Genomic DNA, 26,634 nt, shown 5'->3' with positions numbered 1-26,634 from the left:
ACTTCAGGCCTCAGCAATCACCTTGGCCGCCGCTTCCACCGCGCCCGGCCCGTGGGGAATATCCAGCGCCATCATGCCCGCCTGCACCGTGGCCAACAGCCCCATGATCATTTGGGCATTCACATGCCCCATATGGCCAAACCGGAAAAAGCCGTCGCTTTGCGGATCCTCCTCGGTGGCCATGCCAAGCCCGATGCCAAGCGTCAGACCGGCGTTGTCCTGACACCAACGGCGCAAGCGCGTGCCGTGCTCCGCGCCAATCTGCAGAGAGGTCACAGCAGTGCTGCGATCCTGCGCCTGCGCGACGTTCAGAGCCAGCGGGCCACCTGCCCCCCAGACCTCACTCGCCGCCCAGATTGCACGTGCCAAAGTTTCGTGGCGCTGCCAGACGTGCTCCATGCCTTCGTCCATCAGCATATCGAGCGCCACCCGCAGACCATAAAGATGATGGGTCGGCGCGGTACCGCAGAAATGCTGGTAGTAGACATCCGGATTGACCCGAGGGGCCCAGTCCCAATAGCGGCTCACACGCTTCAGTTCCGCACGGCGCGCCGCCGCCTTTTCGTTGAAGAACACAAACCCCATGCCTGGAGGCACCATCAGCCCCTTTTGGGACCCCGCCACCATCACATCCACGCCCCAGGCGTCCATCTCAAAACGGTCACAGCCCAATGAGGCAATGCAATCCACCATCAAAAGCGCCGGATGCCCGGTCGCGTCCATGGCTTTGCGCAGCGCTGGCACGTCGCATTTCAGCGATGTGGATGTGTCCACATGGGTGACCAGCACCGCCTTGATTTCGTGGGTGACGTCAGCGGCCAGCGCCTCGGCCACTCGGGCCGGATCAATCGGGGACTGGCGGCCAAAGTCGATCACCTCGGCCTCCGCCCCAAGACCAACCGCCATTTCTCCCCAACCATGGCCAAAGGTCCCTGCCGCGGGCACCAGAACCTTGTCACCCGGTTCCACAACATTGGCCAGCGAGGCCTCCCAGACCGCATGGCCGTTGCCGATGTAGATTGCCGCGTGATGTTCCGTGCGCGCCACTTTCTTCAGATCGCGTAATACACCTGCTGTCAGGTCGATCAGCTCCCCCTCATAGATATTGGGGGCCGTTCGGTGCATGGCCCGCAAGACAGCCTCCGGCATCACCGATGGTCCGGGAATCGCGAGGTAGGTCTGTCCTTGTGAGAGTTGCATGAGGGTCTCCGAATAGATTCAGCGCAAACAGTATCTTGAAGTCCTGCCGCGTCAATTCCTGCACCATCACAGTTTGTGCGACAGCCCTTCGCATTTGGTGATGCACCCAAAGAAACGCCATCCGCATTCCCACTGGTTTCAGACCGCGCCGCCCTGTAAAGGTCAAGACAGACAGATCACTGCCGACAAGGGCGACACACGTGACCAACACCGACGGCCAACCGCCAAAAGACAACGGCTATTTGCTTTCCTGGCTCTGGCGCAAATACCTGAAGAAGCACAAGTGGCTACTGATCGCTTCTGCCTTTCTTATGGCGATCGAGGGATCCTCTCTGGGGGTGATGGCCTGGATGATGGAACCGATGTTTGACAACGCCTTTGCCGGCGAAAACACCGACGCACTCTGGAGCGTCGGGCTTATTTTTGCCTTCATCTTCTTTTTGCGCGGCGTCACAAGCGTGGCCCACAAAACGATGATGACTGCGGCCTCACAACGTTCAGCCGCGGATCTGCGCGGCGATCTGCTGGGGAGAATGATGATTCAGGACAACGCCTTTCATCAGACCCATCCACCGGGTTACCTGATCCAACGGGTTCAGGCAGACGTGAACGCCATAAACGGTGTCTGGTCGAGCTTCATCATGGGGGCTGGCCGAGACTTTATGTCGATGATCGCGCTTGTGGCTGTGGCCGTAAACGTGGACTGGCGCTGGACATTGGTGGCCTGCGTTGGCACGCCACTTCTGGTGATGCCCTCTCTGGCCGCCCAGCGATTTGTGCGCCGCCGTGCCCGTGAAGCGCGCGATCATGGGGCAAAGATCGCAACTTTGCTGGATGAGATTTTCCACGGCATCGTGCCGGTCAAGCTGAACCTTCTGGAACGCTATCAGAGCGGCAAATTCAAAGCCTGGACCAAACAGCTCGTGCGCGCCGAGGTCCGTTCCACGTTTGGAACCTCCTCCATTGCCGGGATGATCGACATCACCGCAGGCATCGGCTTCTTCTGCGTGCTGCTCTACGGCGGCGGGGAGATTGTGGCTGGCGAAAAGACCGTGGGACAGTTCATGGCCTTCTTCACCGCCCTTGGCATGATGTTTGAACCGCTGCGCCGCCTCGCAGGTCTGTCCGGACGCTGGCAAGTGGCCGCCGCCGCCATTGAACGGCTCAAGGAGCTGGTCGAAACGGAGCCCACCATCCAGTCGCCCACCACACCGGTTGCGGCCCCGACAGGCGTTCCCGCCATCGAACTCAAAGACGTGCATCTCTCCTATGGCGATGTGAAAGTGCTCAACGGCACCAGCTTTGTGGCCGAGGCCGGCAAGACCACCGCCATTGTCGGCGCCTCAGGCGCAGGCAAATCCACGCTCTTTAACGTGCTGACACGTCTTGTGGATCCTCAAAACGGCCACAGCCAGATCGGCACGGTCGACAACCGCGCCATGACGCTGGCGGATCTGCGCAGCCTGTTCTCTGTGGTCTCTCAGGAAGCGGTTCTGTTTGACGACACGCTGCGTGAAAACATCGTGCTGGATCAGCAAAACGTCGATGATGCCCGGCTGGAAGAGGTGCTGAAAGCAGCTCATGTGGCGGATTTCCTGCCCAAGCTCGCTGGCGGGCTCAACACACAGGTCGGCCCGCGCGGCTCCAACCTCTCTGGCGGACAGCGCCAGCGGGTAGTGATTGCCCGCGCGCTTCTGCGCAACACGCCGATCCTCCTGCTTGATGAAGCCACTTCAGCACTCGACACGCGCTCTGAAACCATCGTGCAGGCCGCGCTAGACAAGCTCTCCACCGGCCGCACCACGCTGGTCATCGCCCACCGCCTTTCCACTGTGCGCGAGGCGGATAAGATCGTGGTGATGGACAAAGGCGTCGTGGTCGACGAAGGCACCCATGACGAGCTTCTGGCCCGTGGCGGGGTCTATGCGGAGCTGCATGAGTTGCAGTTCAAAACCAGCGGCGAAACCGCTGAGGCGCGTGCCCTCAAGCCTGTGAAATCCATCGGTCAGGATCAGGCAGCGGAACAGAAAACCTTTGTCGGACGGCTGTTTGACCGTCTCGCGTTCCGGCGCTGATCAGCTGCCTTTCCGGTAAGACGCCGCCAGCGTCTCCGGTTTGGCGCCTAGAAAATACCTCAGCAACGTCAAGAGGTTGCGCCGCCCGCGGCGCAGCCATCCCTGCCTGCGGTATTTCTCGGCGCTGGTCGTGGCGATCGAATCAAGACGCACCAGCCGTTTGCGCCCCAAGCGCCGCGCCAAGGCCACGTCTTCCATCAAGGGGATGTCGTCATAGCCGCCAAGCTGCCCGTAGAGCCGCCGCGAAATCAACAGCGCCTGATCACCATAGGGCAGACCAAACACCTGACTGCGCAGATTGGCCCACCCGGCCACAAACCGCCCCGCAGGTCCGGGCGTATCAAAGGCCAGCGTGAACCATCCGGCTTTGTCAGATTGGCCCAGTCTGGCCTCCACCGCCTCTACCCAGTTTTCAGACAACACAGTGTCGGCATGGACGAATAGAAGCCAGTCGCCGGTGGCCAGCTCCCCGCCCTGACGCAGCTGCCCGCCGCGCGAGGGCGGGGTGCGGATGATCTTCGCCCCAACCTCATCGGCAATGGCCAGCGTCTGATCCTCAGAGCCACCATCAACCACAATCAACTCGCGCAAAATCCCAGCAGACACACCGGCATAGAGCGCGCCAAGACAGGCAGGCAGCGCCTTTTCAGCGTTAAGCGTCGGGATGATCACACTGAGTGGAGCGCGCATTTCTTTGTCCTGCCCTGTTGCACGGCAGAAGCGCTTCTATATGAGAAGAGTACGCAAGAACAGGACGAACCGCATGACCACGCCCGCCCGCAAGATCCTCCGCCTCAGCGGGGCCGACACCGAAAGCTTCCTGCAAGGGCTTGTGACCAACGATCTGGACCATCTGAGCGATGGTCTGCTCTATGCCGCGCTGCTCACGCCTCAGGGCAAATACATCGCGGATTTTTTCCTGAAACGCGACGGCGCAGACATTCTGCTGGATGCAGATGCGGCTCAGGCCCCTGCGCTGATCCAACGTCTCAGCATGTACAAACTGCGCGCGGATGTGGCGATTTCGGAAACCGACCTGCACCTGCACCGCGGTCTTGGCGACACGCCGGAGGATGGCGCGCCCGACCCGCGTGACACGGAACTTGGCTGGCGCGCCTATCGTGAGGCTGCGCAAACCGATGACACCGTAGACTGGACCGCGCTAACCGTGGTCAATCAGGTGCCTTCCACCGGCATCGAGCTTGATGGCGACAGCTACATTCTGGAAATGGGTTTTGAGCGCCTCAATGGCGTGGACTTCCGCAAGGGCTGCTATGTCGGCCAGGAAGTCACCGCCCGCATGAAGCACAAAACCGAGCTGCGCAAAGGCCTCGCTCTGGTCGAGATCGACGGCGATGCCCCTGTGGGCACGCCAATCCTGCGCGACGGGCGCGAAGTCGGCAAACTCTACAGCCAGTCCGGCGGCAAGGCGCTGGCCTATCTGCGCTTTGACCGTGCAGGGGACGGCATGACCGCCGGAGAGGCCACCGTCACCTATAAGGGCTGAGCATGCTAAGGCGTGAGGGTTTTCTGAAACCGGAGCGCCAGCACATTTGCCCCCTGCCCGCGCATCAGGTTCTGGGAATGGGCATTGAAGTCATGCACGACCGATCTCCATTCCCCATAGCCTTCTTCCCGCATCCAGCGCTCCATGGCGCCGATCAGCGCCGCGCCGATGCCCTGCCCGCGGCAACGCTCATCCACGCAGATCTGGTCCAGCTCCACGAGCGCGCTGGCATAAACAAACGGATTGCTTTCCCGGCGGCTTGGCACCGCGAGCAAGAACCCACAGACAGCGCCACCCTCATCTTCGGCCACAAAGAGCTGCGCGCCGTCGCGAATCTTTTCCTCAAAAAACGCCTTGGCCGCGGCCTCTGGCACCTCCGCGCAGTATTGCTCTGGGTGTTTGGCCGCGTGAATCACCTGCACCTGCGCCGAAAGCGGCAGGATCATGCCGATCTCATCTATTGCTAAAATGCGGATCATAAAAAAACCTCCGGTTGTTGGCCGGAGGTTTTTGGGTTTTGCCCCCGGCAGATTGCGCGGGGAAAAGGGTCCGTGCGCGACTTATGCGCGCTCGGAATATTCCATGGTTTCGGTGTTCACGACGATATCTTCGTCCTGCCCCACAAACGGTGGCACCATCACGCGCACACCGTTGTCCAGCACCGCTGGCTTGAAGGAATTTGCCGCTGTCTGGCCCTTCACAACCGGCTCAGTCTCGACAATTTTGCAGGTCACTTTCTGTGGCAGTGTCGCGTTCAGCGCCTCTGCTTCATAGAACTCCACAACGATGGTCATACCGTCCTGCAGGAACGGGCGACGCTCACCGAGCAACTCCGCAGAGATTTGATTTTGCTCATAAGTTTCGGTGTCCATGAAGATCAGCATACCGTCATCCTCATAGAGGAACTGCTGGTCTTTCTGCTCCAGACGCACGCGCTCTACCTTGTCGGCAGACCGGAAGCGCTCGTTCAGTTTGGAGCCGTTGCGCAGGTTCTTCATTTCGACCTGTGCAAATGCGCCACCTTTACCGGGTTTCACGTGGTCGACCTTGACGGCGGCCCAAAGACCCCCGTTGTGCTCCAGCACGTTGCCGGGGCGAATTTCATTTCCGTTGATCTTTGGCATGTTCAGAAACCGATAGAAAAAAGGTTGATTGAGTTGTTTCGCCTCCTATATCTGGCCAGTCGGCAGCTGGCAAGGAGGCCCGATGCGGAGCCCGATTTTTGAGCGATATGCACTTCACGCATAGAAGCTATGCAAATACAGGCTACCCGAATCGCGCGGAATGCTTCATAAGGAGCGGCACGCCGAAAAACACAAGAGCAATAACACAAGGACGACGAGATGACCGATTTCGTTGATGCAGCGGCTTACAACAATGAACAAGGCAACCGCGCCCGCAAACTCTTTGCGGCAGTTGTTTTGGCTGCGTTGGATGATGCCATTGCGGACGACAAAAAATACGGCAATGGTCCGGAGCAAATCGCGCGTTGGGCGCGGTCCCGCGACGGTCGCGAAGTGCTGTCCTGCGCCGGTATCGACCCGAACGAACGCGTGGTCGAAGGGCTGATGGAATTTGTCGGCAAGGGTGTTCGCACCTCTGTTGCGTTGTCGCGTGAAGAAAGCGAACGCCGCAATGCTGCTGCTCAGGCAGAAGCTGCCTAAGGCAAGCCACAAGCTGCCAAACAAAAAACGCGCCTAAAAGGGGCGCGTTTTTTGTTTTCTAATGCCATGCACAAATGCCGAAACCGGCTGTGGTATCACCGGGAAATCACTGGGGTATCGCTGATTTCATCGCTGGATGAAGCAGGCAAAAGACCTGCGCGCTCAAGGTGCAAAAGCCGTGGTGCGCGGTTGCTGGTCAGCCCAGATCATGCGCGGCCAGCGCGCGATGGATCTCCCGCCGCACCAGCTTGCGCACATTGCGCGTGATGCGCTCACCCAGCGCGCCCTGAAGCTCCTGACGCACAATGTCTGCCACCATCTCGCGCAGCATTGCCTCGTCGATTTCAGAGGTCTCTTCCAGCGTCTCCGCCAGTTCTTCGATGCCGGGCAATTCTGCGGATTGCACGACCTCTTCATGTATCTTGCCTTCCAGATCCGCCATCATGGACTCCGCCGCAACAACATCCTCCTCATGATGCGCCCGCTCTGCTGCTGCCATATCAATGGCGGCAACATCCTCTGCGGTTTCAGCATCACGGAACTGATGAATGCGTGTTTCCAGAACTTGCTTGAAGTCAAATGGCCGATCTTCCTCGATCGGCTCCTGAGGCAGATCTGCTGCCTCCTCCGTCACCTCGGCCGCGTCACTTTGGGCCTCAGCGTCCGCCGCCTCTACCACATCTTCGACAGAGGAAAGCGCCTCCTCTTCGACAGCATATTCATCGCTGTCTGAGAGGGCTTCATTTGCAAAAGCCTCGATGTCGAGATCATCTTCGGCTTCCAGCGGGGACAATGCAAAAGGGTCTTTCGGCTCGTAAGGATCCTCTTTGGAGGCCCGCACGATATCCGCATCAAAGGAAAACTCATCCGCCTGACGAGTCGACGCCAGCGTCTCCTCGCCCTCAGCCGAAGCGCTCTCTACATCAGCCTCCGGCAAGTCATCCGCTTCCGGCACACGCTGCGCCGGTGTCAACACCAACGCAAGCGGCGCATCTGCGGCAGACGCTGTTTCGTCAGCCTCTGTCTGGGCCTCAGTCGAAACCTCAGCCTCGCCACGAAAGGCAGACAACGGAGCGGCCGCGTCCTCAGACGCATCGTCATCCCGTGCATCAACCGACCGGTTGTCAGAAACCAGTCGGCGAATGGAAGACAACACATCTTCGATTTCAGTATTTGTTACCGCGTCAGACATCGTTGATTACCGCTCTTACCTCACCGCGAGTGTAACGATTGGGAATGAACGGCACAACAGATAGGAAAAATTGTTATTCTTTCCCAATGGCTCGCAGCACACGGTCCAGCTGTTGCCCCTGCTTTGAGCGCAGCGCTGGCGCGTCTTTAACCAGGTTGTAATAGGCTTCCGGATCGTAGCGCTCCACTCGCAGGTTCAGGTGATCCACCGTCAGCAGCCCCATGGAGGAAAGCACACCATAGGCAGCCACAATCTGTGTCGCCTGTGCGGTGATTCGATCTGCTTCCGCGTCGAGCAGATCCTGCTCTGCGGTCAGAACATCCAGCGTGGTACGTGCGCCCAGTTTGGCTTCCTCACGAACACCCTCAAATGCAATCCGCGCTGCATCCACCTGACGGCCGCTGGCCTGAATTTGCGAACCAGAAGCCACAAAGCGCGACCATGCCGTGCCCGCCTGCTGACGGATATTGTGGCGTGTCAGGTGCAAGGAGGCCCGCACCGCATCGCGGCGTGCCATGCTCTGGCGCAGCAGCGCCGACAGGCGGCCGCCCTGATAAATCGGGCCGGAGACCACAACACCGAAGTTTGCCCCTTCGCTGTAGTTGTCGTTGTCAAAACGCTGGGTCGTGGCCACCGAGGATTCAAAGCTCAGCGACGGGTTCATAACCGCGCGCGCACGGTTCACGTTGAACTCAGCCGCCAGAATTTCGTGCTGAACGCGGCGCATGTCCGGGTGCGAGCGGATGGCCACGGCTTTGGCTTCTTCAATCGAATTGGCCGCGCTTGGCAGAGAGGTCGGGGTCACAAGATTGTTCGGACGCGAGCCAATAGCCGCTGCGTAAAATTCTTCGCTTGCTGCGAGATCGCCCTGGGCTGCCGCCAAAGAGGCGCGCGCACCGGCAAGCCGTGCTTCGGCCAGCGCCACGTCGGTGCGGGTCACTTCGCCAACCTCAAAACGGTCCTGTGCGGCCTGCAGTTCGCGCTCCAGAAGGCGCAGGTTGTTGATGCGCAGCTCTACGATTTCCTTATCGCGCACCACGTCCATGAAAGACTGTACCGCGTCAAACAGCACCTGCTGCTCTACAGAAACCAGCGACTGGCGGGTGGCCAGCACGGTTTCCTTTGTGGCTTCCACAGCGTTTTTGGTCGCGCCGCTGTCATAGAGCAAAATGCTCGCAGAGATGCCCACAGAGCTGCTGGTCGCCCAGTCGGTGACGCGGCGGTTGCCGGTCGCGCTGGAGCGGTTGGCGCTGTAGTTGTGATCAATGCTGGCAGACCAGTTGATGATCGGACGCAGCAAGGCGGTGGAGGCCGCGACATCTTCGTCGGCAGCACGCAGCAACGCACGGTTTTGCTCAAGCAAACCGCTGTGTTCATAAGCGGTGGCCAGCGCGTCTGAAAGCGTCTGCGCCTGAGCAAACCCGCTCAACCCAACGGTCAGCGAGAGCGCAAGCATGCCATGCCGGGCCGTTTTTTTGAAAGTGTGAAACATTTTTGCTGCCTCTTTTTCTATCCGCGCAAGGTGCCTGTTTTGCTTATAATTCAAAAGCGCGCTGTTTCTCAAAACCGGGCAAGACCGGCGCATTTGCATTAAACGCAAAGCTCCAGTTGACCTGGCCATCAATTTTATACCCGATGCGCACAACCCCCAGCGCACCTTCCACAAAGAGGGCGCCAATCCGGCCACCCTCTTTGAGCTGTTCAAGAATCGTTGCAGGAAGCTCTTCAACGCCGCCCTGCAAAAGGATCACATCATAGGGGCCGTGTTCTGCTGCGCCCTCAGCAAGCGCGCCGGTATGCACAATCGCATTGTCTGCGCCCTGCTCGCTCAAGGTGGTCTGCGCCTCAGAAGCGCGGGACTCGTCATCCTCAACGGCAATCACCGCCTCCGCCATGCGCGCGATGACCGCGGAGGAATACCCCAGCCCGGTGCCGATATCGAGCACCAGCTCTTCGTTCTGAATATCCAGCGCGTCCAGCATCTTCGCAAATGTGCGCGCATCCAGCACCACCCGCCCCGAATCCAGCGAGACGCAGGTGTCGGCATAAGCCGCGGCGCGCTGCCCTGTCGGCACAAACGCTTCACGCGGCACCTCCAGAAGGGCCTCAATCACCGTGTATTTTGTCACGTCTGACGGGCGGACCTGTGTGTCCACCATGGTGGTGCGAAGTTCAGCGAAGTCAGTCATTTCAATCCCATGGAAGGAGACTCTCTGCAAAAGTCTTGCCACAACTGCGCAGTCACAGCAACGGAGTCGATCTGTCTTTTGCGTCACCTGTGGCATGTCTGCGCAAAGGAGGCCGCCTCATAAGGCCTGCTTGCGATTAATTTTTTGTGGCAGGATTGCGCAGCATTCTGAAAAAGGGGCTTGCACCCGCCTCAGATTCGGATCATTTATGCGCCACTTTTGGGAGATCCCAAACACCACGGATGGCGAGTTGGCGGAGTGGTGACGCAGCGGATTGCAAATCCGTGTACACCGGTTCGATTCCGGTACTCGCCTCCACTTATTCCCTTAGCGGACGGAAGCCACTGACAGCGTTGGAACAACAGATTTCCGCCTAACTGGCTCAGTGTCATAGACTATACGCTCCTTCAGAACAGACCAGCTTACCAAACTCTTCCCTCGTGCCTTTGTCGGCAAAGGGTCGGAAATACCAGGTGTGCGCCACGACGCCCGAAACCCTGCAACGCGGCTCAAAAAGGCAAGTATTGCGCTCCCCCCAATGGAGCCCCGGCTCATCATGCACTTACATTCAAACGAGGCCTCTCGCATCGGGCTGATCACTCACCCGCCAACATCCACAAACCAATTTGACGTCAATTGATTGGCGCAGGGGGAGACGTATGGATCGGAAATCCCCGAAAACTCGTAGTTTTCAACGCGACCCTCGGCAAACAAAACAACATTGGTTGACTGAACAAGCTGCAACAGCAAGTGCTGTTCGCGTCGTCTTGAGGTTTCCCCGAGCACTGACTTGATGAAGTCTTTCGCCTGTCGAACCAATCCAACGTCTGGCGCCACGTAGGACTGCAGAAACGCCTGCGTCGTCGTGTGTTGCGCGATCTCCTTGCCAAAAAACCGCTCTATGATGGCGTGTTCTGCCGCCAAACCGCGCCGGAGTGCGAGCGTCCCGCCTCCCGCTATCACGACCGCTGGCATATATAAAAGGAACACACGCCTTTTCATCACGTCACCTTGGTTCCTGCCCTCAAAGAGAGCGCGGACAACGTCAATGTCGGATTGGCTGGAGAACTGGATGGAAAGGCGCTCGCCCCAAGGACCCAAAGGTTGTCATTACCGTGTTTACGCAGATCTGCATCGACGACACTTTCGTCTCCGCTGTGTCCCATGCGGCAGGTACCTTGGATATGCGCCTCGGTTACATTTACTGGTGACGCGTTCACAACAGACACAGGCCAAGGGAAAATCTCAGACAGGTTTGCCGCCGCGTAATCTATACCGTTGTAAGCATAGTCATGATGGCCATGCCAAATCACCTTTGGAACGCCTCCATCATCTAGAACCACCTGATTTCTTGCCTGAGGTATATCCTCGGCGATCAGTTTGATGTTCATGGTGTTGGTCACGGCACCCGGCACAAGTTGTATGGCAGGAATATTGAAGTTCTCGATCAATACTGCCGCGCGAGCCCCTCGGTCAGCATCTTTATAGAACTTATAATTGTGCCCAGTGATCGACGTGCCGCCATAATACCCCGGACCCGGCGCTGTCAGGCTTATGTTTTTTGACGCCTGCTCGTGGATGTAACGTCCCGTGCTCGGGTTTTCATCTCCTGATCTCAGCAGAATGGATGCATTAAAAAACGCGTTGGCGGCCAACGCAACTCTGTCAGCTTTGACCTTATAGCTATTCGTCCGCTGTCGTATTTCCACTCCACTGACCGAGGTGCGCGCCAGGTCGAGCACCCGAGTGACTTCGCTATCAAGAAGCAAAAACGTGTTATCGCGATCGAACAACTCCAAACCGTTCAAAATCGAGAATTTGGCATCTATTGGACATAGTCCACAGACATTATTTCCGCAGCAGATTGCGCGGCAACCACCGTTGCTGCGTGCTGTCGCATTTGGGACCCAATAGCTGTCGGCACGAAGTCGGAATTCATGGCGCGTTGGAGAATGACTTGGATACGGATATGGTCGGGACATGGGGTGCAGAAATTCCCGCCCATCACCGGCAATCTCCATTATCGCCTCAGTTTCAGAATAATAAGGCTCCAAAGTGTCATAGGTGATTGGCCAATCCCTTCCGATGCCAAATCTCGACCAAAGCATGAAGTCATCCGGAAGGAAGCGAGGCGTTTGCGCCCACCAACAATTTGAGTTTCCACCAAATTTAGAGTGGGCAACCCACAGCTTTTTGTGAGCTGACAGGTTATCCATTGCAATTGTTTCTAACGCATTTGCGTGACTTCGGACGTCGAGCGCATTGGCATGACTGACCCAGGGACCTTTTTCAACTATCAGAACACGAAGGTTGGATGGCAGCGCTCTCAAAAAGAACATGCTGGCAAAACTGCTTCCAACGATTATCATATCCCAGCTTCGAGAAGCTGCGTCGGCAATTTCAATAAGTTTAAGCATTTATAAAATCCTGAAAGCTCAGCTAATAATTGCTTTCATCTGTGCTGGATTCTTTTTGGTATTAAATCAACGTGTACAACCTTTGGAATCACCATATACCGCTTTTGAGATTCCTACATGCAATAATTTCAACCGTTTCACTCGCGTCAAATTTCGCCAATGGCCCAAGAAGCAACGCCATGAGACAGTTAGTTGTGCACATTCTTTAAAATATCTGTTTTCCGGGGACTTAAATTAAAGCACGTGCGCTGGTGGGAGTTGTTGCCAAATTTTCGGCAAGAATGAGACTATGAATCTCCGTGTATACTTCAGAAGTCTCACCTCAGCATATTGCTATACTATATCTTAAATAGAAAATTCTCCCACGGCACTCGTCACTATTTACCCCCTGCGCAGCAACACCGCCCAAAAACCGGCCCATGCCTCTCCTTTGGCGGGCTTGCCTATACTTTTGGCAATGCGGCTAACCAGCTGCCCGTCCCTCCGCCCGCTCTCCCCGCGCTATCCAGCTTGGGACAGCGATTTGGAGCCGGACGATGCCCTTTTTCAAACCACAGACGATATTTGCCGCCCTTATGGCCACCGGAGCCGCGATCTTGCCGCTGCGCGCTGAGGAGGCGGCGCTTTATGAGGCCCCCGCGCCGGAAGATGCGGTGTTTGTCCGTGTGCTGGCGGAATTTGACGCTGCTGACAAAGCGATCACTTTCGCGGGGCAGCATTTGCCCCGAGGAGAGACTCCGGCCGACACATATGTGGCCATCAGCGCTGCCAATTTAAGCGGGGTGCGTGCGGGTAGCTATTATAGTCTCGCCGCCGGCTCATCCGCCCCTGTTGTCATAGAGGAACCAGCTCGGGAGACCGCCGCCAAGGTGCACCTCATTCTTGTGAACACCGCAACAGATCCAGTGCGCCTGATTGTGCCAACGCGCGAGACTGAGGTGATTGCGGCGGTGACCGAAGGCGCTGCAGCGAGCCGGGCTGTGAACCCCATCGCGGTGACACTGGCGGTTCAGCGTGTCAGCGACGGCGCGCTGCTCGGCACCTTTGATCTGTCGTTGTCGCGCGGACAGAACATGAGCTTCATCGCAAGTGCTGACAGCGCGCGCCTGATTGAGAACAGCTTTGGTCCTGTTCTCTCATCCAACTGAGGGCGCGGCCATGGTGTTTTCCACCCCCATCTTCCTGTTCGGCTTCCTGCCCGTCTTTCTGTTGATCTATTACCTCACGCCCCCGCGCTTCCGCACCTTGGTGCTGCTGATGGCAAGCTGTGTGTTTTATGGCTGGTGGAAGGTGAGCTACCTCGCCTTGGTGCTGGCCATCGCGTCGATCAGCTATGTGGCCGGAGCTATGGCAACACACAGCACTTCAGCATCACGGCGGCTTTGGGCGGTGCGCCTCGGTGTTGCGATCAATCTACTGATCCTCGGCTGGTTCAAATACGCTTACTTCATCGCAGGTTCCTACAACGAAGCGCTTGCCCGCCTCGGAGCCACGCCCAGCGGCGGCGTCAGCCTACCGGAGATCGTCCTGCCAATCGGGCTCTCGTTTCTGGTGTTTCAATCCATCAGCTACATTCTTGATGTGGCGCGCGGCGACGCCCCGCCCGCCGCGCGGCTAGTGGATTTTCTGGCGTTTTCTTCCCTGTTTCCACAGCTCATTGCAGGGCCGATCCTGCGCTACAAGGATCTCGCCCATCAGTTTGAACACCGCACCCATTCTCTGACAAATTTCGTCTCAGGTGTGCGCCGCTTTGTGACAGGTCTGGCGATGAAGATCCTGATCGCAGACAGCGTCGCCCCGCTCGCGGACCGGATGTTTGCGCTCAGCACCCCAACCATGGCCGAGGCCTGGCTTGGCGCAGCAGCCTACGCGATCCAGCTCTTTTTTGATTTCGCAGGCTACTCCGCCATGGCGATCGGGCTGGGGCTGATGCTCGGCTTTCGCTTCATGGAGAATTTCAACGCACCTTACGTGAGCCAATCCGTCACGGAATTCTGGCGGCGCTGGCACATCAGCCTGTCTACATGGCTGCGCGACTACCTCTATGTGCCGCTGGGCGGCAATCGCCGGGGCGCGGTAAGAACCTATCGCAATCTGATCCTGACAATGCTTCTGGGCGGCCTGTGGCATGGCGCAAACTGGACCTTCCTGCTCTGGGGGCTGTGGCACGGCGGCTTGATGGCGATTGAGCGCGCATTGGGCGCCAAGCACCGCGCCACGGTCTGGCCCCGCGCCCTGGCCTGGCCTCTGACCATGGTGTTTGTGCTGATCGGCTGGGTGATGTTCCGTGCCGACACGGTGGCCCACGCCTTTAGCATCTATGGTGGCATGATCGGGATAAACGGCCGCCCGCTGCCACCTGAGAGCGCGCTGCTGCTCCGACCAACCGAGCTTGCCTGCCTGATCCTCGGCGCTGTCCTCTCTGTGCGTCCCTTCTGGCAAGCTGCCTTGCAGATGCCACGCGGCAGCGCGCTCTGGTCCGCCTCCGCCCGCCTGCGCAGCGCGGCCCTGTTCCTGCTCTGCGCTGTGGTCATTCAGGCGCGCGGCGAGGCCCCTTTCCTCTATTTCCAGTTTTGACGGAGCCCCGTGATGTCGTCTCGCCCCTACCTTCACGCTCAAACCTTTGTCGCCGGTTTTGTCGCCCTGACGCTCCTTCCGGGGATCTGGATGTTTGCCAAAGCGCCCCTTACAGGCCTTGAGGCCAATGTCCTCTCTGGTGCCGCCCAGCGCCAGTATGAGAGCCGGTTTGACAACAGTTTCCCTCTCCGGTCCTCCCTGCGCCAGACATGGGCCGCGCTGAAGTTCGGTCTTTTTTCGGAAATGGCAGAAGGGGCTGTGGCAGGGACTAACGGCGTCCTCTTCACGTCAGAGGAGCTGTTGCCGCCGAAAGACAGCCAAGACTTTTTGACAGCGCTGCGCGCGGCGCAGGCGCCGATTGAAGCGGCGGGCGCTGAACTGGTGCCGGTGATCCTACCGGATAAAATCCGCATGATGCCAGATGCCCTGCCCCGCATCCGTTCTGCGCAGTTTGCTGAGCGCTATGACCACCTGCTTCAAATGATTGCCGCAGAAGGGCTGCGCACTTTGGATGTGCGCCCAGCGCTCTCAGGGCCAAATGCCTTCATGCGCACAGACACCCATTGGAGCCCCGAAGGTGCGCGCAACGTGGCGCAGGCTTTGTCTAACACCCTCGCCGGTAAAATCAGCAGCCAAACACCTTTTGAGACACGGCACACCGGCACCCGCCGCTTTGACGGGGATCTGCTGGCTTTTGCCGATACCGGCATCTGGCGGCCCTACGTTGGCCCCGCGCCCGAGCGGATCAACACCTACGATACCCAGTCCGCGGCCCGTCAGGAGCTTGGCCTCTTTGACGACATCAAAACGCCGATTGCCCTTGTCGGCACCAGCTTTTCGGCGCGTGAGGACTTTCACTTCATAGGTTTCCTGAAATCCAGCCTGCAGGCGGAGGTGTTGTCTTTCGCCATGGAGGGGCGCGGCCCGTTCACGCCGATGGAGCGCTTTCTGGCAGACGGGCAAATGACCACCACCCAGCCGCAAATCGTCCTTTGGGAAATCCCTGAACGCTACATTGACACCTGGAGCACCACACCATGAAACACATTCTTGCCGCCCTCGCCGCCACCAGCATCTGCGCAACCACAGCCCATGCCGCGCCCTTGTGTTCAGAGTTTCGCTCGCCTGACACCATGCCCAAGAAGTATCGCAAGCTGGCCCCTGTCCTCTCGGGCTCGCCAACCGATTGGGTGATCACCGCCGACCAGATGGACACCACCTATCTGCCTGATGCGCAGGCCGCCCATCTACTGTCACAGATCGCCTCCGAATTTGAGGCCCGCGGCACGCGGCTTGCCATTCTGATGGCCCCGCCTCGCCCGCTGATCGCCGGACAATCCACCTTGGAGACACTGGCCAAAGCGGAGATCGACTTTGATGCGGCTGCGGTGAGCGAGTCTTTCACGCAAATGATCGAGCTGCTGCGCGCCTCAGGGGTAGTCGCGCCAAACCTGCTGGAGCACGCAATCAGCGATGAGACCCTGCGCGAGGCGTTTTACTACCGGCACGACACCCATTGGACACCGCGGGGCGCGGCCGAAAGCGCCATGGCCCTCGCTCATGAGGTCAGAGCCGCCGGGATTGACGCCTTTGCCGACACCCCCCCTGTGCAGCCCGATCTCGCCTCAACGCAGGTCTTTTCCGAGCGCGGCTCACTGGCCGATATGGCAAAAGCGGTGTGCGGCGTAGAGCTTCCTCCGGTGACACAGACCATACCCGCCTTCCCAAGCGCGGAGACCGATCTTCTGGCCGACACCACAGGCCGCCCACGTATCCTTTTGGCGGGGTCAAGCTTCAGCAACCGATACAAGAAAGACGCCTACCGCGTGGCCGATGCGATCAGCGGGACCTTGCAGGCGGATGTGATCAACCACTCTGTCTCCGGCGGTGGGGCCATCGGCGCAATTGAAGGCGTGATCAATGCCGGCCTGCTGAAGGATGAGGACCCATTTGATCTGGTCATCTGGGAGCTGCCCTACACAGAGGGTCTGCGCAGTCCGGGCGTCTTGCGTCAACTGCTGGGCGCCTTGCAAAACGACCCTGCCAAGCTGGCTGCACCCGTCGCCACGCTCGCACCATCCGGCAAGACACGGATTGATGTGGCCAGCCAACAGCCCGCGATGATGGCGCTGCATCTCCCTGAAAGCACTGTGCAGCGTATCAAAATCGATCTGCGCTTTGAGGACGGCACCAAGCAAACCCAATCCATGATCCGCAAGAAACATGTCCCTGCAGCGCTGCGCTCTGACTGGTGGGCCTTCAGCCTAGATGGCCTGTCAGCACAAGGATTGCAGTCAATCACCCTGCGCTATGACGGGCCAGCGATCGGCACCGGGGCCACCGCGCATTTCTATTGAGCGCATAGGCAAGCTCAGGTCACAGACAAAAGCCCCGAGGGGGTCTCCTCCAGGGCTTAGCTTTTGGATCGAAGATGCCCCTCAACCGCAGGTGTTGACCGACACGCCAAGATGTTCCAACCCCAGCGCCTTTATGGTTTCTGCCTGTATCGGCGCGGTCATCGTGTTGATGGCCTCCGCCCCGAAGCTGTTGCCCACCACAACCCGCGCCGGGCGCTGGCCTGCGAACTGCACCACCAGATCCGCCACAGCATCGGCAATATCCTGCGGGTTGGGCGCCTGCTCCCCTGACAGCATCACCATAAACTGATCAAACATCGCCGCTGGGATCTGCCCGACCTCGCCATAGGCCTCCACCCGGCTGTGATCCACCGGCTGATCGGCGCTGGCATACATCTGTGTCGGATAGGCACTTGGCTGCACCAGACACACATCAATCCCCAACTGGGAGAGCTCATAGCGGTAGCTGTCAGTCATCGCCTCCACCGCAAATTTGCTCGCCCCATAGAGACCAAAAAACGGAAAGGTCACGCGCCCAAGGATCGAACCGATGTTCACCACCAGCCCCGTCTTGTGCTGGCGCATCAAAGGCAACACCGCACGGGTGACGCGATGCACCCCCATCACGTTCACATCAAACAGATTTGCGAGTTGTTCCTCGGAAAACGCCTCAGACACCCCGGCAGAGGCCACACCCGCATTGTTGACCAGAACATCAATCTGGCCTTCCTTGCCCGCAATGACATCCACAGCCGCCGCGACCGACTGGCTTTGCGTCACGTCCAGGTCCAGCACCTGCAGCCCCCGGTCACGCAAGGCCTCCGCATGGGCGCTGTTCTTCCCCTCAGTGTCGCGCATGGTTGCATAAACCCGATGGCCGCTCCCCGCCAAAGTCTCACAAATCAGCCGCCCAAACCCGCTGGAGGCACCGGTCACAAGAATTGTTTTAGGCATATCAATCTCACTTTCATCTCTCTTGCCATGGCAACGCCGGACTGGCGTCTCGCCTGTGGTTTCAATATGATTTATGCCAATGTTGAGATAAGTCGCTAACCGGGAACATCATATGTGCTCATGAGGAATAAATGGATGATCTGACTCTGCTGCGCCTGTTTGTGCAGGTGGTGGACAAAGGCAGCTTTTCCGCTGTCGCCCGCGCCACGCACACCACGCCCTCCGCCGTATCCCGCCAGATATCCCGGCTGGAGGAGGATCTGGGCACCCGACTTCTGCAACGCACCACCCGGCAGCAGGTCCTGACCGAGGCCGGAGAAATCTACCTGCGCCACGCCCGCCAGATCGTCGAAGACACAGAGGCCGCGCGGCGGGCTGTGTCCCAGCTGGGGCAAGACCCTTCCGGCGTACTGCGGATCACGGCAGAGGCCGACCTTGCCCACGCGCTCCTATCGCCGATGCTACCGGAGTTCCTCGCCAAATATCCGAACCTGCGCGTGCAGCTGCACACCTCCGCCAAGATGGAAGACCTCATCGACCGCGGCATCGACGTCGCCATCCGCATGGGCCATTTGGAGAGCTCAAGCCTGATCGCCAAACGGCTGGTGATGAGCCGGTCCCTGCTTGTGGCCAGCCCTGCGTTTCTGGCCAATAACGGCCCCCCCAGCCACCCCGGTGATCTGAGCACCCTGCCCTGCCTGTCCTTCAAGACCGGAACGGAGCGCACGATCTGGCGCTTCAAAACCGGCGATGAGGTGCGCGACGTCCCGATTGCCGGGCGTTTTCAGGTCGGCAGCCTTGTTCTGCTCAGAGAGGCGGCAAAATCCGGTTTGGGCATCGCCATGCTACCAATCTGGACCGTGCGTGATGATCTGGATGCAGGCACCTTGCAGCCGGTGTTGCCCGGCTTCCCGCTGGAGCCCCCCGCCACCCCGATCAATGCCGTCTACCCCAGTGGCCGCTTCCTCGCCAGCAAGGTGCGCGTGTTCATTGATGCGCTGAGCCTCTGGGCGGAGACACACTTCAAATAGCGCGCGTTGCCTCAAGCGGCCTTCAATGGCAGCCAGCGTCATAGATCTTGCTCCGCGCAAACAGGCCGTCAAAAAGGTGCAGAAAATCTTGCGGTGGGATGTCACAAATCCCGCCTGCCGCACGTCCTCCTTATGTCACGAACAACAAAAGACAACGATGTCCACGCAAAACGCCCAGCGCCTTGACCATTTCGGGGTCGCGCCTGACCTGCTCAAACCCCTGCTTGATCAGGAAGCCCTCCTGAAGCAAAGCGGGCTCGAACACAGCCTGATTGAGCTGGTGAAACTGCGCGTCTCACAGATCAACGGCTGCGCCTTCTGCATCAACATGCACTGGCAGGATGCCAAGACCCACGGCGAGCGCGAAGAGCGGCTCTATCTGCTCAATGCCTGGCGCGAGGCCTCGGTCTACACCCCGCGTGAAACCGCAGCGCTCGCTTGGACCGAGGCGCTGACCCGCATTGAAACCACGCAAGCCCCCGATGCGGATTACGCCGCAATCAACGCACAGTTCACCCCGCGCGAGCAGGCTGCGCTCACCCTTGTGATCTGCGCGATCAACAGTTGGAACCGTATTGCCATCGGGTTTCGCATGCCCCACGATTTGCCGCAGGAGGCAGATGCCGCATGACCGCCGGGGCGGACCCGATTTCCACGAGAGACTTCCTCTCTTTACGGCCGCGCCTCTTTGCGGTCGCCTACCGTATGCTCGGCTCGGTCAGCGACGCCGAAGACATCGTGCAGGACTGTTTCATCAGGTGGCAACAGGTCAATCGGGAGCATGTGAGCGACCCCACCGGCTTTCTCATCAAGATTGCCACCAACCTCTGTCTCGACCGGTTGCGCGCCGCCAAACATCTGCGCGCGGAGTATCCCGGCGAGTGGCTGCCTGAACCCATCCTGACCGACGATCCGACAGAGCGCACCGACCATGATGTCTCCGTCGCGCTGCTGCTGGCACTGGAACGCCTGACCCCGCTGGAGCGCGCGGCGTTTCTGCTGCGGGATGTGTTTGACGTCGACTACGACGAAGTGGCCACAATCCTAGAGCGCAGCCCCGCCACCTGCCGCAAACTGGTGACCCGGGCGCGCAGCCATCTGCATGAGGCCCGCCCGCGCAGCACTGTCAGCGCCTCAGAGGGCGAAGCGATTACGCTGGCCTTCTTCCAAGCAGCGCGCACGGGTGACACCGGGGCCTTGTCCCGCCTGCTTGCAGAGAACGCGCAGGTGATCGCGGATGGCGGCGGCAAGGCCATTGCCGCCCGGCGTGTGATCGCTGGGCGAGAGCGCCTTGTCCGCTTCCTTGCCGGCATCGCCAAAAAACAGCAAGGCCTGCCACCGGAACCGTGGCACTTCCGCCATCTCAACGGACTGCCTGCCATCCTCCGCCGCACGCCCGAGGATGGCCTGATCCAGACAACGGCCCTCAAGATCGAAGACGGCCAGATCACCGGCATCTACATCGTTCGCAACCCGGAAAAGACCGCCCATCTGACCCCTGTCTTCGACCTTCCAATGAGCTCAGACATCTGAGCGCCTTTGCCTTTCGTGCCTCGTCGGAGGCTAAAAACCGCGCGCTTAGTGTAAAAGCGCGCCCTCAGGCTGGCTGATCTCCGCAAGCGGCGGCGGCGCAACAGCCGCGCCAAGCGTTTGCGGCATAAAGAACGGGTTCACATCATTGCCCGCCAAGGCCTGCGCCAAAGCCTCCTTCGCCGCCGCATCGGCCTCTGGCCAAGGCAGCTGACGCCCGATCGGAAAGTGCTGAGCCATCACTTTGTGGCACTCATCCGCAGCGCCGGAGGTCTCGGAATAGGCATCCGCCGGTTTGCTATCGCGCATCTTCCAGGACAGATATCCGATGACTTCGCTGCAGAAATAGCTCTGCCAATCCGGAAAGACCGCACTGGCCACCTGCCGGTAGGCGGGCAGCTCACTGCGCAGCTCTTCCCGGCTCAGGAAACCGGCGGCATAGGCATTGCGCAAAAGGAACATGCCCCGGCTCAGATCAAACCCCCAGCCCAGCGCCAGCAGATCGTCCTCACCCTGCGGATAGAGCACCTGATCAATCGCCTCCGCCTTAAACAGAAACATATTGCGCAGGTCATTGCGCAACGCCAAACGGCCCACATGGCGCACGATCTGGAACATCTGATCGCGCGCATCCCCATGCAGCTTCAGGCTCTGCGGATCCTCGAACTCTTCGCATTTGTCCCTGATCGCGGCCAGAAACACCGCTTCATCCAATCCAAACTGATCCAGTGCCGCCACCAGTGACTGCCCCTGTGTCTCCGCCGCATGGGGCTGATCTTCATCCGGGAAAAACACCTGATGAAAGCTGTCATGGGGCACCCCGGTCAGGCTGGACAGAATGTCATAGACAATATCAAAGCCTTCCTGATTGAACATATTCACAATTGAGCACCGGTGCAGTTTGCCGTCACGCAGATCATGGATCATCGTCAAAGCGCCCTTCTTGGAGGTGATCCCCCAACTCTGCTTCAGCGACCGCGCAAGATGCTCTGAATAGTCAAACTTCAGCGTGATGTAGGGCCGCGTCTCGGAAAACGCCGGATCATCATAGCCTGCCTTGCGGTCCCAGAACGGGAAGTTCTCATAGGTGTGGTACCAGCCCTGATCGCGATAGGTGAACCGCGCGCACAGATTAAGCGCCTGCAGCTCCTCTTCTCCCAGGAGCTCGTTTTCGCGCGCTTTGTGATAGCGCGTGATTTCCTGCTTGGCCCGCCCGCGCAGCTTTCTCACAGCAAAATGCGTCAAAAACAGCGTCGGGATCATAAGGTAGAAAAAGATCTCGCTCACCCCGAAAAACGGCAGAGACAGCAGCGCCGGCAGGCTGCTCACCGACAGCACGATCACGCGGATCCGGGTGAATAAGTTGCTATACACGCGGCGCCAGGGTTCTTTGGGTAAAGTCAGCGTCCGGGTGCCTGCGAGGTTCTGGATATTGCTCGACAAAAAAGGCTTGGTCATTCGGGTCACACAGTCTCAATAATGCCCGTCTGAAGTGGCACAGCTTTTGAGCGAATGCAAAGGACGCAACACCCGAAAGACCAAAGCCGCGTTAAACTCCGCGTTACTGCCACAGCTTACAACCCTGCCGCGCTTTGCGCCGCACCACGACCATGCCTGCGCCATGTCTTTGCCGACGGATTTGCGCAGAAAGAAGTGAGATCTGACTTTTCTGTCTTTTTGCTCTTGCGCTCCCGCGCGCAAGGCTCTAAATCCCCCTTCACCGCGCTCTGGTAGCTCAGCTGGATAGAGTACTTGACTACGAATCAAGGGGTCGGGGGTTCGAATCCTCCCCAGAGCGCCATTTTTCAAATGTTGTTGCACGTCACATGACTTTGACCTTTGCGTCATAAACTGACCCAACATTTCCACTTTGCTCCCGCAGGCTGTTTCGATTGATCTGACTTCCCGTTCGGAAAATCAGGGCTGATTTGCAGGTTCAGTCGGCGAAGCCGCCTGCTCCTGCTGATCTGCCACGTAGCGAACGCGGGAGGGGGCGAGGCAATGCTATTCGACAGGGGGGGTGCGGCCCGCAGGCGTAGCCGAGGACACGGCCCTGTCTAATAGGGTTGCCCGAGGGGGAGGGCAGCGCCCTCACCCTGACGGCTAGGGGCGTTTGGCTCGTCCAAATCCCGCTGGCCCAACAAACCAGAGCGGCGGGGCGATAAGTCCCACCACAATCGACGTCGCACTTCAGAAATCACTATTTGTGCCGACGATGATGAGCGCTGCGGAATAACACGAACGGCCCAAAGCCGCCTTTCAAAACACGTAACGTCGCCGCGGCGCAGCTTCCCAGAAGCGGACGATGATACTAAGTGCAGCATTTTGAGGGGGTGAAAGACGGCTCAGCGGACTTTGCGGCCATCCGCATTATTTCTCCAAAGAACCGCAGAGGGCCCAAAGGCGACATGCAACGCACCGTCCGGATACTGCGGCTGCAGCCCGCATGACAGACATTGACATTGAACGCGGCGAGACTCTTGCACGCAAATTGCGTAGCGATCTGTTGCAACCGTCGCCAACGTTGATCCAGCCCGTTGAACAAGTAAGGTCAGATGAAAACCTGCAATGCGGAGCGAAGAAGAAGAGGACATCCCTTTGCAACAGAGCCACCTTCAGATGTCGCGCATGTCACCGCTCCGTTTCTTAAACCGTGAACCTATTGGCCCAGCAAGAAATCATCGCACCCGGTCGCTATGGCCATGTCATCAAATCCCGCTTCTGCGTGCACGCATCCCCACTCCTGGGCCAAAGTCACAGTAGCCATGAGGATACGGCAGATGCCCAGCCCCTGCTTTCAATGGCGCTGCACGCATGTAGTATTCGGGGCGACCGTCATTCGCGTAGTCGCACGCCTGTGTTTGTAGCCATGGCTGCCCAAGTTCAGAGTCTGGATTGGTCAACAGGAAGTCGATCATCATGCGCGAGCTGAGAGCCGCCGCCACGCTGGTCCCATTCATCGCCAGTAGCGCACCGTCCCGAGGCCCAGCTCCAAGAATACCTGCGTTTGCAACGCTGTCGTCGCAAGGGAAAACTACATCGACATCAGACTGACTATTGAACGCAGGCGGGCCGCGATACCCTGTTGCAGAATAGTTGGCGGGGCGGCCATCAGAGTTGCGATACCCTCCTATCATGGAAACATACGGCGTCGACGCGAGTGCGTTGTGTGTTCCCACACGGCTGATCGGCCCTTTATCAAGCGGTTTGGGCGGTTCCTCGTAGGAAAAACTGTCGCGCTCATGACCGCTTTCCAAGTAGTCGCGATAATGCCTGTGATCGAAATAAGCGCGTCTTGCATTTTGCGGCAATGGGCCGCCGAACAGATCTGCCTGAATATATGCGTCAAATCGCAGTGTGTTTGTGAGACCGGTGAATGTAAACTTCCAACGGCCCGCAGGTGCAAGCTTCACAGTTGTGTCGAGGATTTGGTTTCTCATCGGAAAAAACACGAGAGTTGGCGCAATGGCAACAACAACGCGCAGTCTTACCTGATCCCTTGAGCGTAAAGCCGACCGATTCAGGTTGAAATAAACACGCCCAATCTCGCCCGATTTATCCCCCGCCAGTATTGACCGTACCCTGGGGACGCGCCGCCTTGGCTTCTTTAGCTTGATTGAGATTTTCCGACCGTCGGGCAAATCAACGTGAAGCGTGAGCTTATTCAGATAGCCAGCACTTCTGTTGAAGGGTTCTGACCAAAATTCGATGTATGTCGAGGAATGATCGCTGGGTTGAAGGATGGCTTCGAAAGGATCATGGCCTTCCGGTTTAACCACTTCACGCCCCGAAACACGCATTAGGTTTGAGTTTCCCGCAGGCATGTTGACGAAGGTTCTAACCTCCCGAGGCTTACACTTGCGTTTTCGCTTTCTTACCACTTCGTCGTCGTCAAGATCGCAGGCCCGATCGCGTATTTCGTTTCGGATCGCCCGTTCCATATCCAATGAGCCGTCTTTTGGCCCTGCTTCAAATCCGAATGAGAAGTTCACGACAACTGGAAACTGATGATCTTCATCAAAACCAGAACAATTGGCTTCGCGCTTAGCCGCAGAAATTGCATCTGCAATCCGAATTATTCGAATCAGACCCAGAACAGCGTGATATTGCAAAAAGTTCCCGCTGTGGCCGTGGAAGAAAAGCGGAGGCAAAGATACAGCCACCAAATGGCAGCGTCGGCGGCCATCGGCTAGGCTTGCACCAGATGCACCCGGGTTTATTCCACCCGCCACGTCAAGAATATGGGTACCATGAGAGATCGAAAGTTGAAGTTCCTTAGACCCTTCCCAGCTTGGTTTATCCGCATCTATAGCGCCAGTGGCGCGGTTAAAGCCTTCCTGATTCAAAGGTTTCCTTAAGTCTCCTCCGCTGTGTTTGCGCAGCTCCTCTTCGATCTGAACCGTCGAGAATTCGCGCCCGAAAGGAAGATGCGGTGCGCCCCGGTTGCAAACATCTGCCCCTTGCTGCCAGGCCGCCAATAGCCGAGGCTGCCCACTTTCAAATCTCAGGCGTCGTTGACCCAACGCAAAGCTGGTATCAATCACCCCCAGGATAACATCGTCAGCGCGAATATAGGGGTAGTCAGACGCTTTGGCCGTCCAGGAATCCCAAGCTTCAGGACAAAAGTTGAAGTTGGTTGCGCCGTTTGGCAGTGGAACATCAAAATTCCGTTTCTCTGAACCTCGCAGGCCAAAAACCTTGCGTGACAATGACTGAATTTCTATCTGTGTGCTCTTGTCACCGGACTGGGTCCTGCTGCCTTCTGCCATGGCCCACCAATCCACGTAAGGGTCGGAATAGTCGGGTCGCGGCGGTCTGGAAGAAGATGAAGCACGCTTTCCCATATCACCACTCCTGATTTGCTTCATTCCAAATATGACGCGCTATCGATAGCGGAGCAAAACCGCCTACCAGCTCCGTCACATCGCCCTCTTCGGCCAGTTCCCCAAAGTCATTTAGCAGAAAATCCGGTGTATCATGTGAAGGACCCCATTTCGTATTGGGATTACACTTCTGCACTCTGAGTTCACGCAAAGCTTCGGCTTGTGCTTCGCTCGTGTCTTTGCACGCACTTGCACCCAGATTATAAATCAGCTCTCCCAAGACTACGCCGATATAGGCACCTGCACGGCAATCAATTGGGAAATGTACTCCAGCAATAACCCGATTGGCTGCAATCCGATGCGCCAGCATGAAAGGTAATGGGGCTTCTTCTTCGCAGAATTTTACATTCCCGATGTCACCAGCAAGTGAGCCGATCATGAAGCGATGCAAAACCGTGGCAACCGCAAATGCTTCGATCGAATGGCCAGCCGGGAACGTCGAATGATCGGGGGTCTGGATTATTGGCTGAACTTCAGAGGCATAGTCTATCGGACGCTTTTGGCGAAGGTGATACTTCATCAATGCAGCGACGTGGATTGCTACCGAAAGCGTAACTGATAGGTACAAGAGCGTTTTGCTACGACGTCCGTTGTCCAGGTATGCATGTGCGCCAAAGAATGACAGCATGTCGCTCAGCTGCACCTGTATCTCGGGCATCCTGTCAGCCCTGAGGTCCGCATATGCGCGTACCCAGCGCAACTGATCTTTAAAGTAGTCTTCTTCCGGCCTCTTGAGCTTGACCAAAACCTGAGACTTGGGTGTCCCGCCAACATCATGAAAATACACAAGTCTGGCCTTACCATCGGTGACGCAGCCACTCTCGTTCGTCGATCCCGTAACAGCCAGACGACTGCGCAATTCGCAATCAAGGATCATGGCCTTGGTCGGGTCTCGAACGTCTTCCAGATATGAAGCGTCGGTTGGGAATGGCTTTACCGGCCTGCCGCAACCGTTCCAGTAGTTTATTAAGCCGTCCCGTGATGTATTAAGTGCAGTGCTTAGAAATGGCGACGCAGGTGAGCCGGCGTGTCTGCTGATGAAAACCTCGCCTGCCAAC

At 58.2% G+C, this 26,634-nt stretch carries 23 protein-coding genes and 2 tRNA genes; 12 read left to right on the top strand and 13 right to left on the bottom strand.

Features of this window, described 5'->3' with window-relative positions; all coding sequences use genetic code 11:
* Positions 1 to 3 precede the first annotated feature (3 nt).
* Positions 4 to 1,200 (bottom strand): aminotransferase class V-fold PLP-dependent enzyme, encoded by a 1,197-nt coding sequence (locus J7412_RS10280; RefSeq protein WP_209078562.1) that lies wholly within the window; start codon positions 1,198 to 1,200, stop codon positions 4 to 6.
* 200 nt (positions 1,201 to 1,400) lie between these two features.
* Here J7412_RS10280 and J7412_RS10275 point away from each other — a divergent pair, with 200 nt between their 5' ends.
* Positions 1,401 to 3,275 carry an ABC transporter ATP-binding protein gene (locus J7412_RS10275; RefSeq protein ID WP_348540489.1) on the top strand — a complete coding sequence of 625 codons (1,875 nt, stop codon included), beginning with the start codon at positions 1,401 to 1,403 and terminating at the stop codon, positions 3,273 to 3,275.
* On the opposite strand, the gene J7412_RS10270 is transcribed toward J7412_RS10275, so the two are convergent.
* Positions 3,276 to 3,965, bottom strand: a complete 690-nt coding sequence (locus tag J7412_RS10270) for a TIGR04283 family arsenosugar biosynthesis glycosyltransferase (protein ID WP_209078561.1) — start codon at positions 3,963 to 3,965, stop codon at positions 3,276 to 3,278. It lies immediately after the preceding gene.
* A 73-nt stretch (positions 3,966 to 4,038) separates the two neighbouring features.
* Here J7412_RS10270 and J7412_RS10265 point away from each other — a divergent pair, with 73 nt between their 5' ends.
* Entirely contained in the window at positions 4,039 to 4,782 is a 744-nt protein-coding gene (locus J7412_RS10265) for a folate-binding protein YgfZ (RefSeq protein WP_209078560.1), read from the top strand.
* A gap of 5 nt (positions 4,783 to 4,787) precedes the next feature.
* Here the strand turns inward: J7412_RS10265 and J7412_RS10260 are convergent, their stop codons facing one another.
* Positions 4,788 to 5,261 carry a GNAT family N-acetyltransferase gene (locus J7412_RS10260; RefSeq protein WP_209078559.1) on the bottom strand — a complete coding sequence of 158 codons (474 nt, stop codon included), beginning with the start codon at positions 5,259 to 5,261 and terminating at the stop codon, positions 4,788 to 4,790.
* An 81-nt stretch (positions 5,262 to 5,342) separates the two neighbouring features.
* Positions 5,343 to 5,906, bottom strand: a complete 564-nt coding sequence (efp, locus tag J7412_RS10255) for an elongation factor P (RefSeq protein ID WP_209065234.1) — start codon at positions 5,904 to 5,906, stop codon at positions 5,343 to 5,345.
* A gap of 219 nt (positions 5,907 to 6,125) precedes the next feature.
* On the opposite strand from efp, the gene J7412_RS10250 reads away from it, so the two are divergent.
* Positions 6,126 to 6,446, top strand: coding sequence for a DUF6280 family protein (locus tag J7412_RS10250; RefSeq protein WP_209065235.1), 321 nt, complete (start codon positions 6,126 to 6,128; stop codon positions 6,444 to 6,446).
* 196 nt (positions 6,447 to 6,642) lie between these two features.
* Here J7412_RS10250 and J7412_RS10245 read toward each other — a convergent pair whose 3' ends face one another.
* The 3 genes from J7412_RS10245 to J7412_RS10235 all read right to left on the bottom strand — a co-directional run bounded on the left by J7412_RS10245 (position 6,643) and on the right by J7412_RS10235 (position 9,827).
* Positions 6,643 to 7,638, bottom strand: coding sequence for a hypothetical protein (locus J7412_RS10245; RefSeq protein WP_209078770.1), 996 nt, complete (start codon positions 7,636 to 7,638; stop codon positions 6,643 to 6,645).
* A gap of 73 nt (positions 7,639 to 7,711) precedes the next feature.
* A complete protein-coding gene (locus tag J7412_RS10240) occupies positions 7,712 to 9,130 on the bottom strand; it encodes a TolC family outer membrane protein (RefSeq protein WP_209078558.1) in 1,419 nt (472 codons plus the stop codon).
* Positions 9,131 to 9,173: 43 nt separating this feature from the next.
* Positions 9,174 to 9,827 carry a protein-L-isoaspartate O-methyltransferase gene (locus tag J7412_RS10235; RefSeq protein WP_209078557.1) on the bottom strand — a complete coding sequence of 218 codons (654 nt, stop codon included), beginning with the start codon at positions 9,825 to 9,827 and terminating at the stop codon, positions 9,174 to 9,176.
* Positions 9,828 to 10,071: 244 nt separating this feature from the next.
* On the opposite strand from J7412_RS10235, the gene J7412_RS10230 reads away from it, so the two are divergent.
* A tRNA-Cys gene (locus tag J7412_RS10230) sits at positions 10,072 to 10,145 on the top strand.
* 282 nt (positions 10,146 to 10,427) lie between these two features.
* On the opposite strand, the gene J7412_RS10225 is transcribed toward J7412_RS10230, so the two are convergent.
* Complete coding sequence (locus J7412_RS10225; RefSeq protein ID WP_209078556.1) at positions 10,428 to 10,829, bottom strand: hypothetical protein; 402 nt, start codon at positions 10,827 to 10,829, stop codon at positions 10,428 to 10,430.
* A complete protein-coding gene (locus J7412_RS10220; protein WP_209078555.1) occupies positions 10,829 to 12,244 on the bottom strand; it encodes a GMC family oxidoreductase in 1,416 nt (471 codons plus the stop codon). The genes J7412_RS10225 and J7412_RS10220 overlap by 1 nt, the downstream gene beginning before the upstream one ends.
* Before the next feature lie 536 nt (positions 12,245 to 12,780).
* On the opposite strand from J7412_RS10220, the gene J7412_RS10215 reads away from it, so the two are divergent.
* Genes J7412_RS10215 through J7412_RS10200 form a run of 4 tightly spaced genes read left to right on the top strand, consistent with a single transcriptional unit; the run spans position 12,781 to position 17,178 of the window.
* Positions 12,781 to 13,392 carry an alginate O-acetyltransferase AlgF gene (locus J7412_RS10215; RefSeq protein WP_209078554.1) on the top strand — a complete coding sequence of 204 codons (612 nt, stop codon included), beginning with the start codon at positions 12,781 to 12,783 and terminating at the stop codon, positions 13,390 to 13,392.
* Between the two features lie 10 nt (positions 13,393 to 13,402).
* A complete protein-coding gene (locus tag J7412_RS10210; RefSeq protein WP_209078553.1) occupies positions 13,403 to 14,821 on the top strand; it encodes an MBOAT family protein in 1,419 nt (472 codons plus the stop codon).
* 12 nt (positions 14,822 to 14,833) lie between these two features.
* Positions 14,834 to 15,862, top strand: a complete 1,029-nt coding sequence (locus J7412_RS10205) for a hypothetical protein (RefSeq protein WP_209078552.1) — start codon at positions 14,834 to 14,836, stop codon at positions 15,860 to 15,862.
* Positions 15,859 to 17,178, top strand: coding sequence for a hypothetical protein (locus J7412_RS10200; protein ID WP_209078551.1), 1,320 nt, complete (start codon positions 15,859 to 15,861; stop codon positions 17,176 to 17,178). Before J7412_RS10205 ends, J7412_RS10200 begins: the two co-directional genes overlap by 4 nt.
* A gap of 81 nt (positions 17,179 to 17,259) precedes the next feature.
* Here the strand turns inward: J7412_RS10200 and J7412_RS10195 are convergent, their stop codons facing one another.
* Complete coding sequence (locus J7412_RS10195) at positions 17,260 to 18,132, bottom strand: SDR family oxidoreductase (RefSeq protein WP_209078550.1); 873 nt, start codon at positions 18,130 to 18,132, stop codon at positions 17,260 to 17,262.
* Between the two features lie 131 nt (positions 18,133 to 18,263).
* Here J7412_RS10195 and J7412_RS10190 point away from each other — a divergent pair, with 131 nt between their 5' ends.
* The 3 genes from J7412_RS10190 to J7412_RS10180 all read left to right on the top strand — a co-directional run bounded on the left by J7412_RS10190 (position 18,264) and on the right by J7412_RS10180 (position 20,696).
* Positions 18,264 to 19,163, top strand: coding sequence for a LysR family transcriptional regulator (locus tag J7412_RS10190; protein WP_209078549.1), 900 nt, complete (start codon positions 18,264 to 18,266; stop codon positions 19,161 to 19,163).
* A 157-nt stretch (positions 19,164 to 19,320) separates the two neighbouring features.
* A complete protein-coding gene (locus tag J7412_RS10185; protein WP_209078548.1) occupies positions 19,321 to 19,794 on the top strand; it encodes a carboxymuconolactone decarboxylase family protein in 474 nt (157 codons plus the stop codon).
* Entirely contained in the window at positions 19,791 to 20,696 is a 906-nt protein-coding gene (locus J7412_RS10180) for a sigma-70 family RNA polymerase sigma factor (protein ID WP_209078547.1), read from the top strand. The genes J7412_RS10185 and J7412_RS10180 overlap by 4 nt, the downstream gene beginning before the upstream one ends.
* Positions 20,697 to 20,741: 45 nt before the next feature.
* On the opposite strand, the gene J7412_RS10175 is transcribed toward J7412_RS10180, so the two are convergent.
* Positions 20,742 to 22,151, bottom strand: a complete 1,410-nt coding sequence (locus tag J7412_RS10175) for a DUF1266 domain-containing protein (protein WP_209078546.1) — start codon at positions 22,149 to 22,151, stop codon at positions 20,742 to 20,744.
* A 266-nt stretch (positions 22,152 to 22,417) separates the two neighbouring features.
* On the opposite strand from J7412_RS10175, the gene J7412_RS10170 reads away from it, so the two are divergent.
* A tRNA-Arg gene (locus J7412_RS10170) sits at positions 22,418 to 22,494 on the top strand.
* 907 nt (positions 22,495 to 23,401) lie between these two features.
* On the opposite strand, the gene J7412_RS10165 is transcribed toward J7412_RS10170, so the two are convergent.
* Both J7412_RS10165 and J7412_RS10160 read right to left on the bottom strand, forming a co-directional pair.
* A complete protein-coding gene (locus J7412_RS10165; RefSeq protein WP_209078545.1) occupies positions 23,402 to 25,537 on the bottom strand; it encodes a hypothetical protein in 2,136 nt (711 codons plus the stop codon).
* 1 nt (position 25,538) lies between these two features.
* Complete coding sequence (locus tag J7412_RS10160) at positions 25,539 to 26,633, bottom strand: phosphatase PAP2 family protein (RefSeq protein WP_209078544.1); 1,095 nt, start codon at positions 26,631 to 26,633, stop codon at positions 25,539 to 25,541.
* Position 26,634 lies beyond the last annotated feature (1 nt).

Origin of the sequence: Shimia sp. R9_3, assembly GCF_017743755.1 — a bacterium.
Taxonomy (GTDB): domain Bacteria; phylum Pseudomonadota; class Alphaproteobacteria; order Rhodobacterales; family Rhodobacteraceae; genus Shimia.
Note: the sequence above shows the minus strand (reverse complement) of the source record. Positions and strands in the feature narration are given on the sequence as shown.

Excerpts from the sequence above, each read along its gene's own strand:
- J7412_RS10245 (WP_209078770.1), bottom strand. The coding sequence starts at position 7,638 with ATGTCTGACGCGGTAACAAATACTGAAATCGAAGATGTGTTGTCTTCC.
- J7412_RS10180 (WP_209078547.1), top strand. The coding sequence starts at position 19,791 with ATGACCGCCGGGGCGGACCCGATTTCCACGAGAGACTTCCTCTCTTTA.
- J7412_RS10280 (WP_209078562.1), bottom strand. The coding sequence starts at position 1,200 with ATGCAACTCTCACAAGGACAGACCTACCTCGCGATTCCCGGACCATCG.
- J7412_RS10265 (WP_209078560.1), top strand. The coding sequence starts at position 4,039 with ATGACCACGCCCGCCCGCAAGATCCTCCGCCTCAGCGGGGCCGACACC.
- J7412_RS10185 (WP_209078548.1), top strand. The coding sequence starts at position 19,321 with ATGTCCACGCAAAACGCCCAGCGCCTTGACCATTTCGGGGTCGCGCCT.
- J7412_RS10220 (WP_209078555.1), bottom strand. The coding sequence starts at position 12,244 with ATGCTTAAACTTATTGAAATTGCCGACGCAGCTTCTCGAAGCTGGGAT.
- efp (WP_209065234.1), bottom strand. The coding sequence starts at position 5,906 with ATGCCAAAGATCAACGGAAATGAAATTCGCCCCGGCAACGTGCTGGAG.
- J7412_RS10260 (WP_209078559.1), bottom strand. The coding sequence starts at position 5,261 with ATGATCCGCATTTTAGCAATAGATGAGATCGGCATGATCCTGCCGCTT.
- J7412_RS10205 (WP_209078552.1), top strand. The coding sequence starts at position 14,834 with ATGTCGTCTCGCCCCTACCTTCACGCTCAAACCTTTGTCGCCGGTTTT.
- J7412_RS10210 (WP_209078553.1), top strand. The coding sequence starts at position 13,403 with ATGGTGTTTTCCACCCCCATCTTCCTGTTCGGCTTCCTGCCCGTCTTT.
- J7412_RS10240 (WP_209078558.1), bottom strand. The coding sequence starts at position 9,130 with ATGTTTCACACTTTCAAAAAAACGGCCCGGCATGGCATGCTTGCGCTC.
- J7412_RS10190 (WP_209078549.1), top strand. The coding sequence starts at position 18,264 with ATGGATGATCTGACTCTGCTGCGCCTGTTTGTGCAGGTGGTGGACAAA.
- J7412_RS10235 (WP_209078557.1), bottom strand. The coding sequence starts at position 9,827 with ATGACTGACTTCGCTGAACTTCGCACCACCATGGTGGACACACAGGTC.
- J7412_RS10195 (WP_209078550.1), bottom strand. The coding sequence starts at position 18,132 with ATGCCTAAAACAATTCTTGTGACCGGTGCCTCCAGCGGGTTTGGGCGG.
- J7412_RS10200 (WP_209078551.1), top strand. The coding sequence starts at position 15,859 with ATGAAACACATTCTTGCCGCCCTCGCCGCCACCAGCATCTGCGCAACC.
- J7412_RS10165 (WP_209078545.1), bottom strand. The coding sequence starts at position 25,537 with ATGGGAAAGCGTGCTTCATCTTCTTCCAGACCGCCGCGACCCGACTAT.
- J7412_RS10250 (WP_209065235.1), top strand. The coding sequence starts at position 6,126 with ATGACCGATTTCGTTGATGCAGCGGCTTACAACAATGAACAAGGCAAC.
- J7412_RS10270 (WP_209078561.1), bottom strand. The coding sequence starts at position 3,965 with ATGCGCGCTCCACTCAGTGTGATCATCCCGACGCTTAACGCTGAAAAG.
- J7412_RS10175 (WP_209078546.1), bottom strand. The coding sequence starts at position 22,151 with ATGACCAAGCCTTTTTTGTCGAGCAATATCCAGAACCTCGCAGGCACC.
- J7412_RS10215 (WP_209078554.1), top strand. The coding sequence starts at position 12,781 with ATGCCCTTTTTCAAACCACAGACGATATTTGCCGCCCTTATGGCCACC.
- J7412_RS10225 (WP_209078556.1), bottom strand. The coding sequence starts at position 10,829 with ATGAAAAGGCGTGTGTTCCTTTTATATATGCCAGCGGTCGTGATAGCG.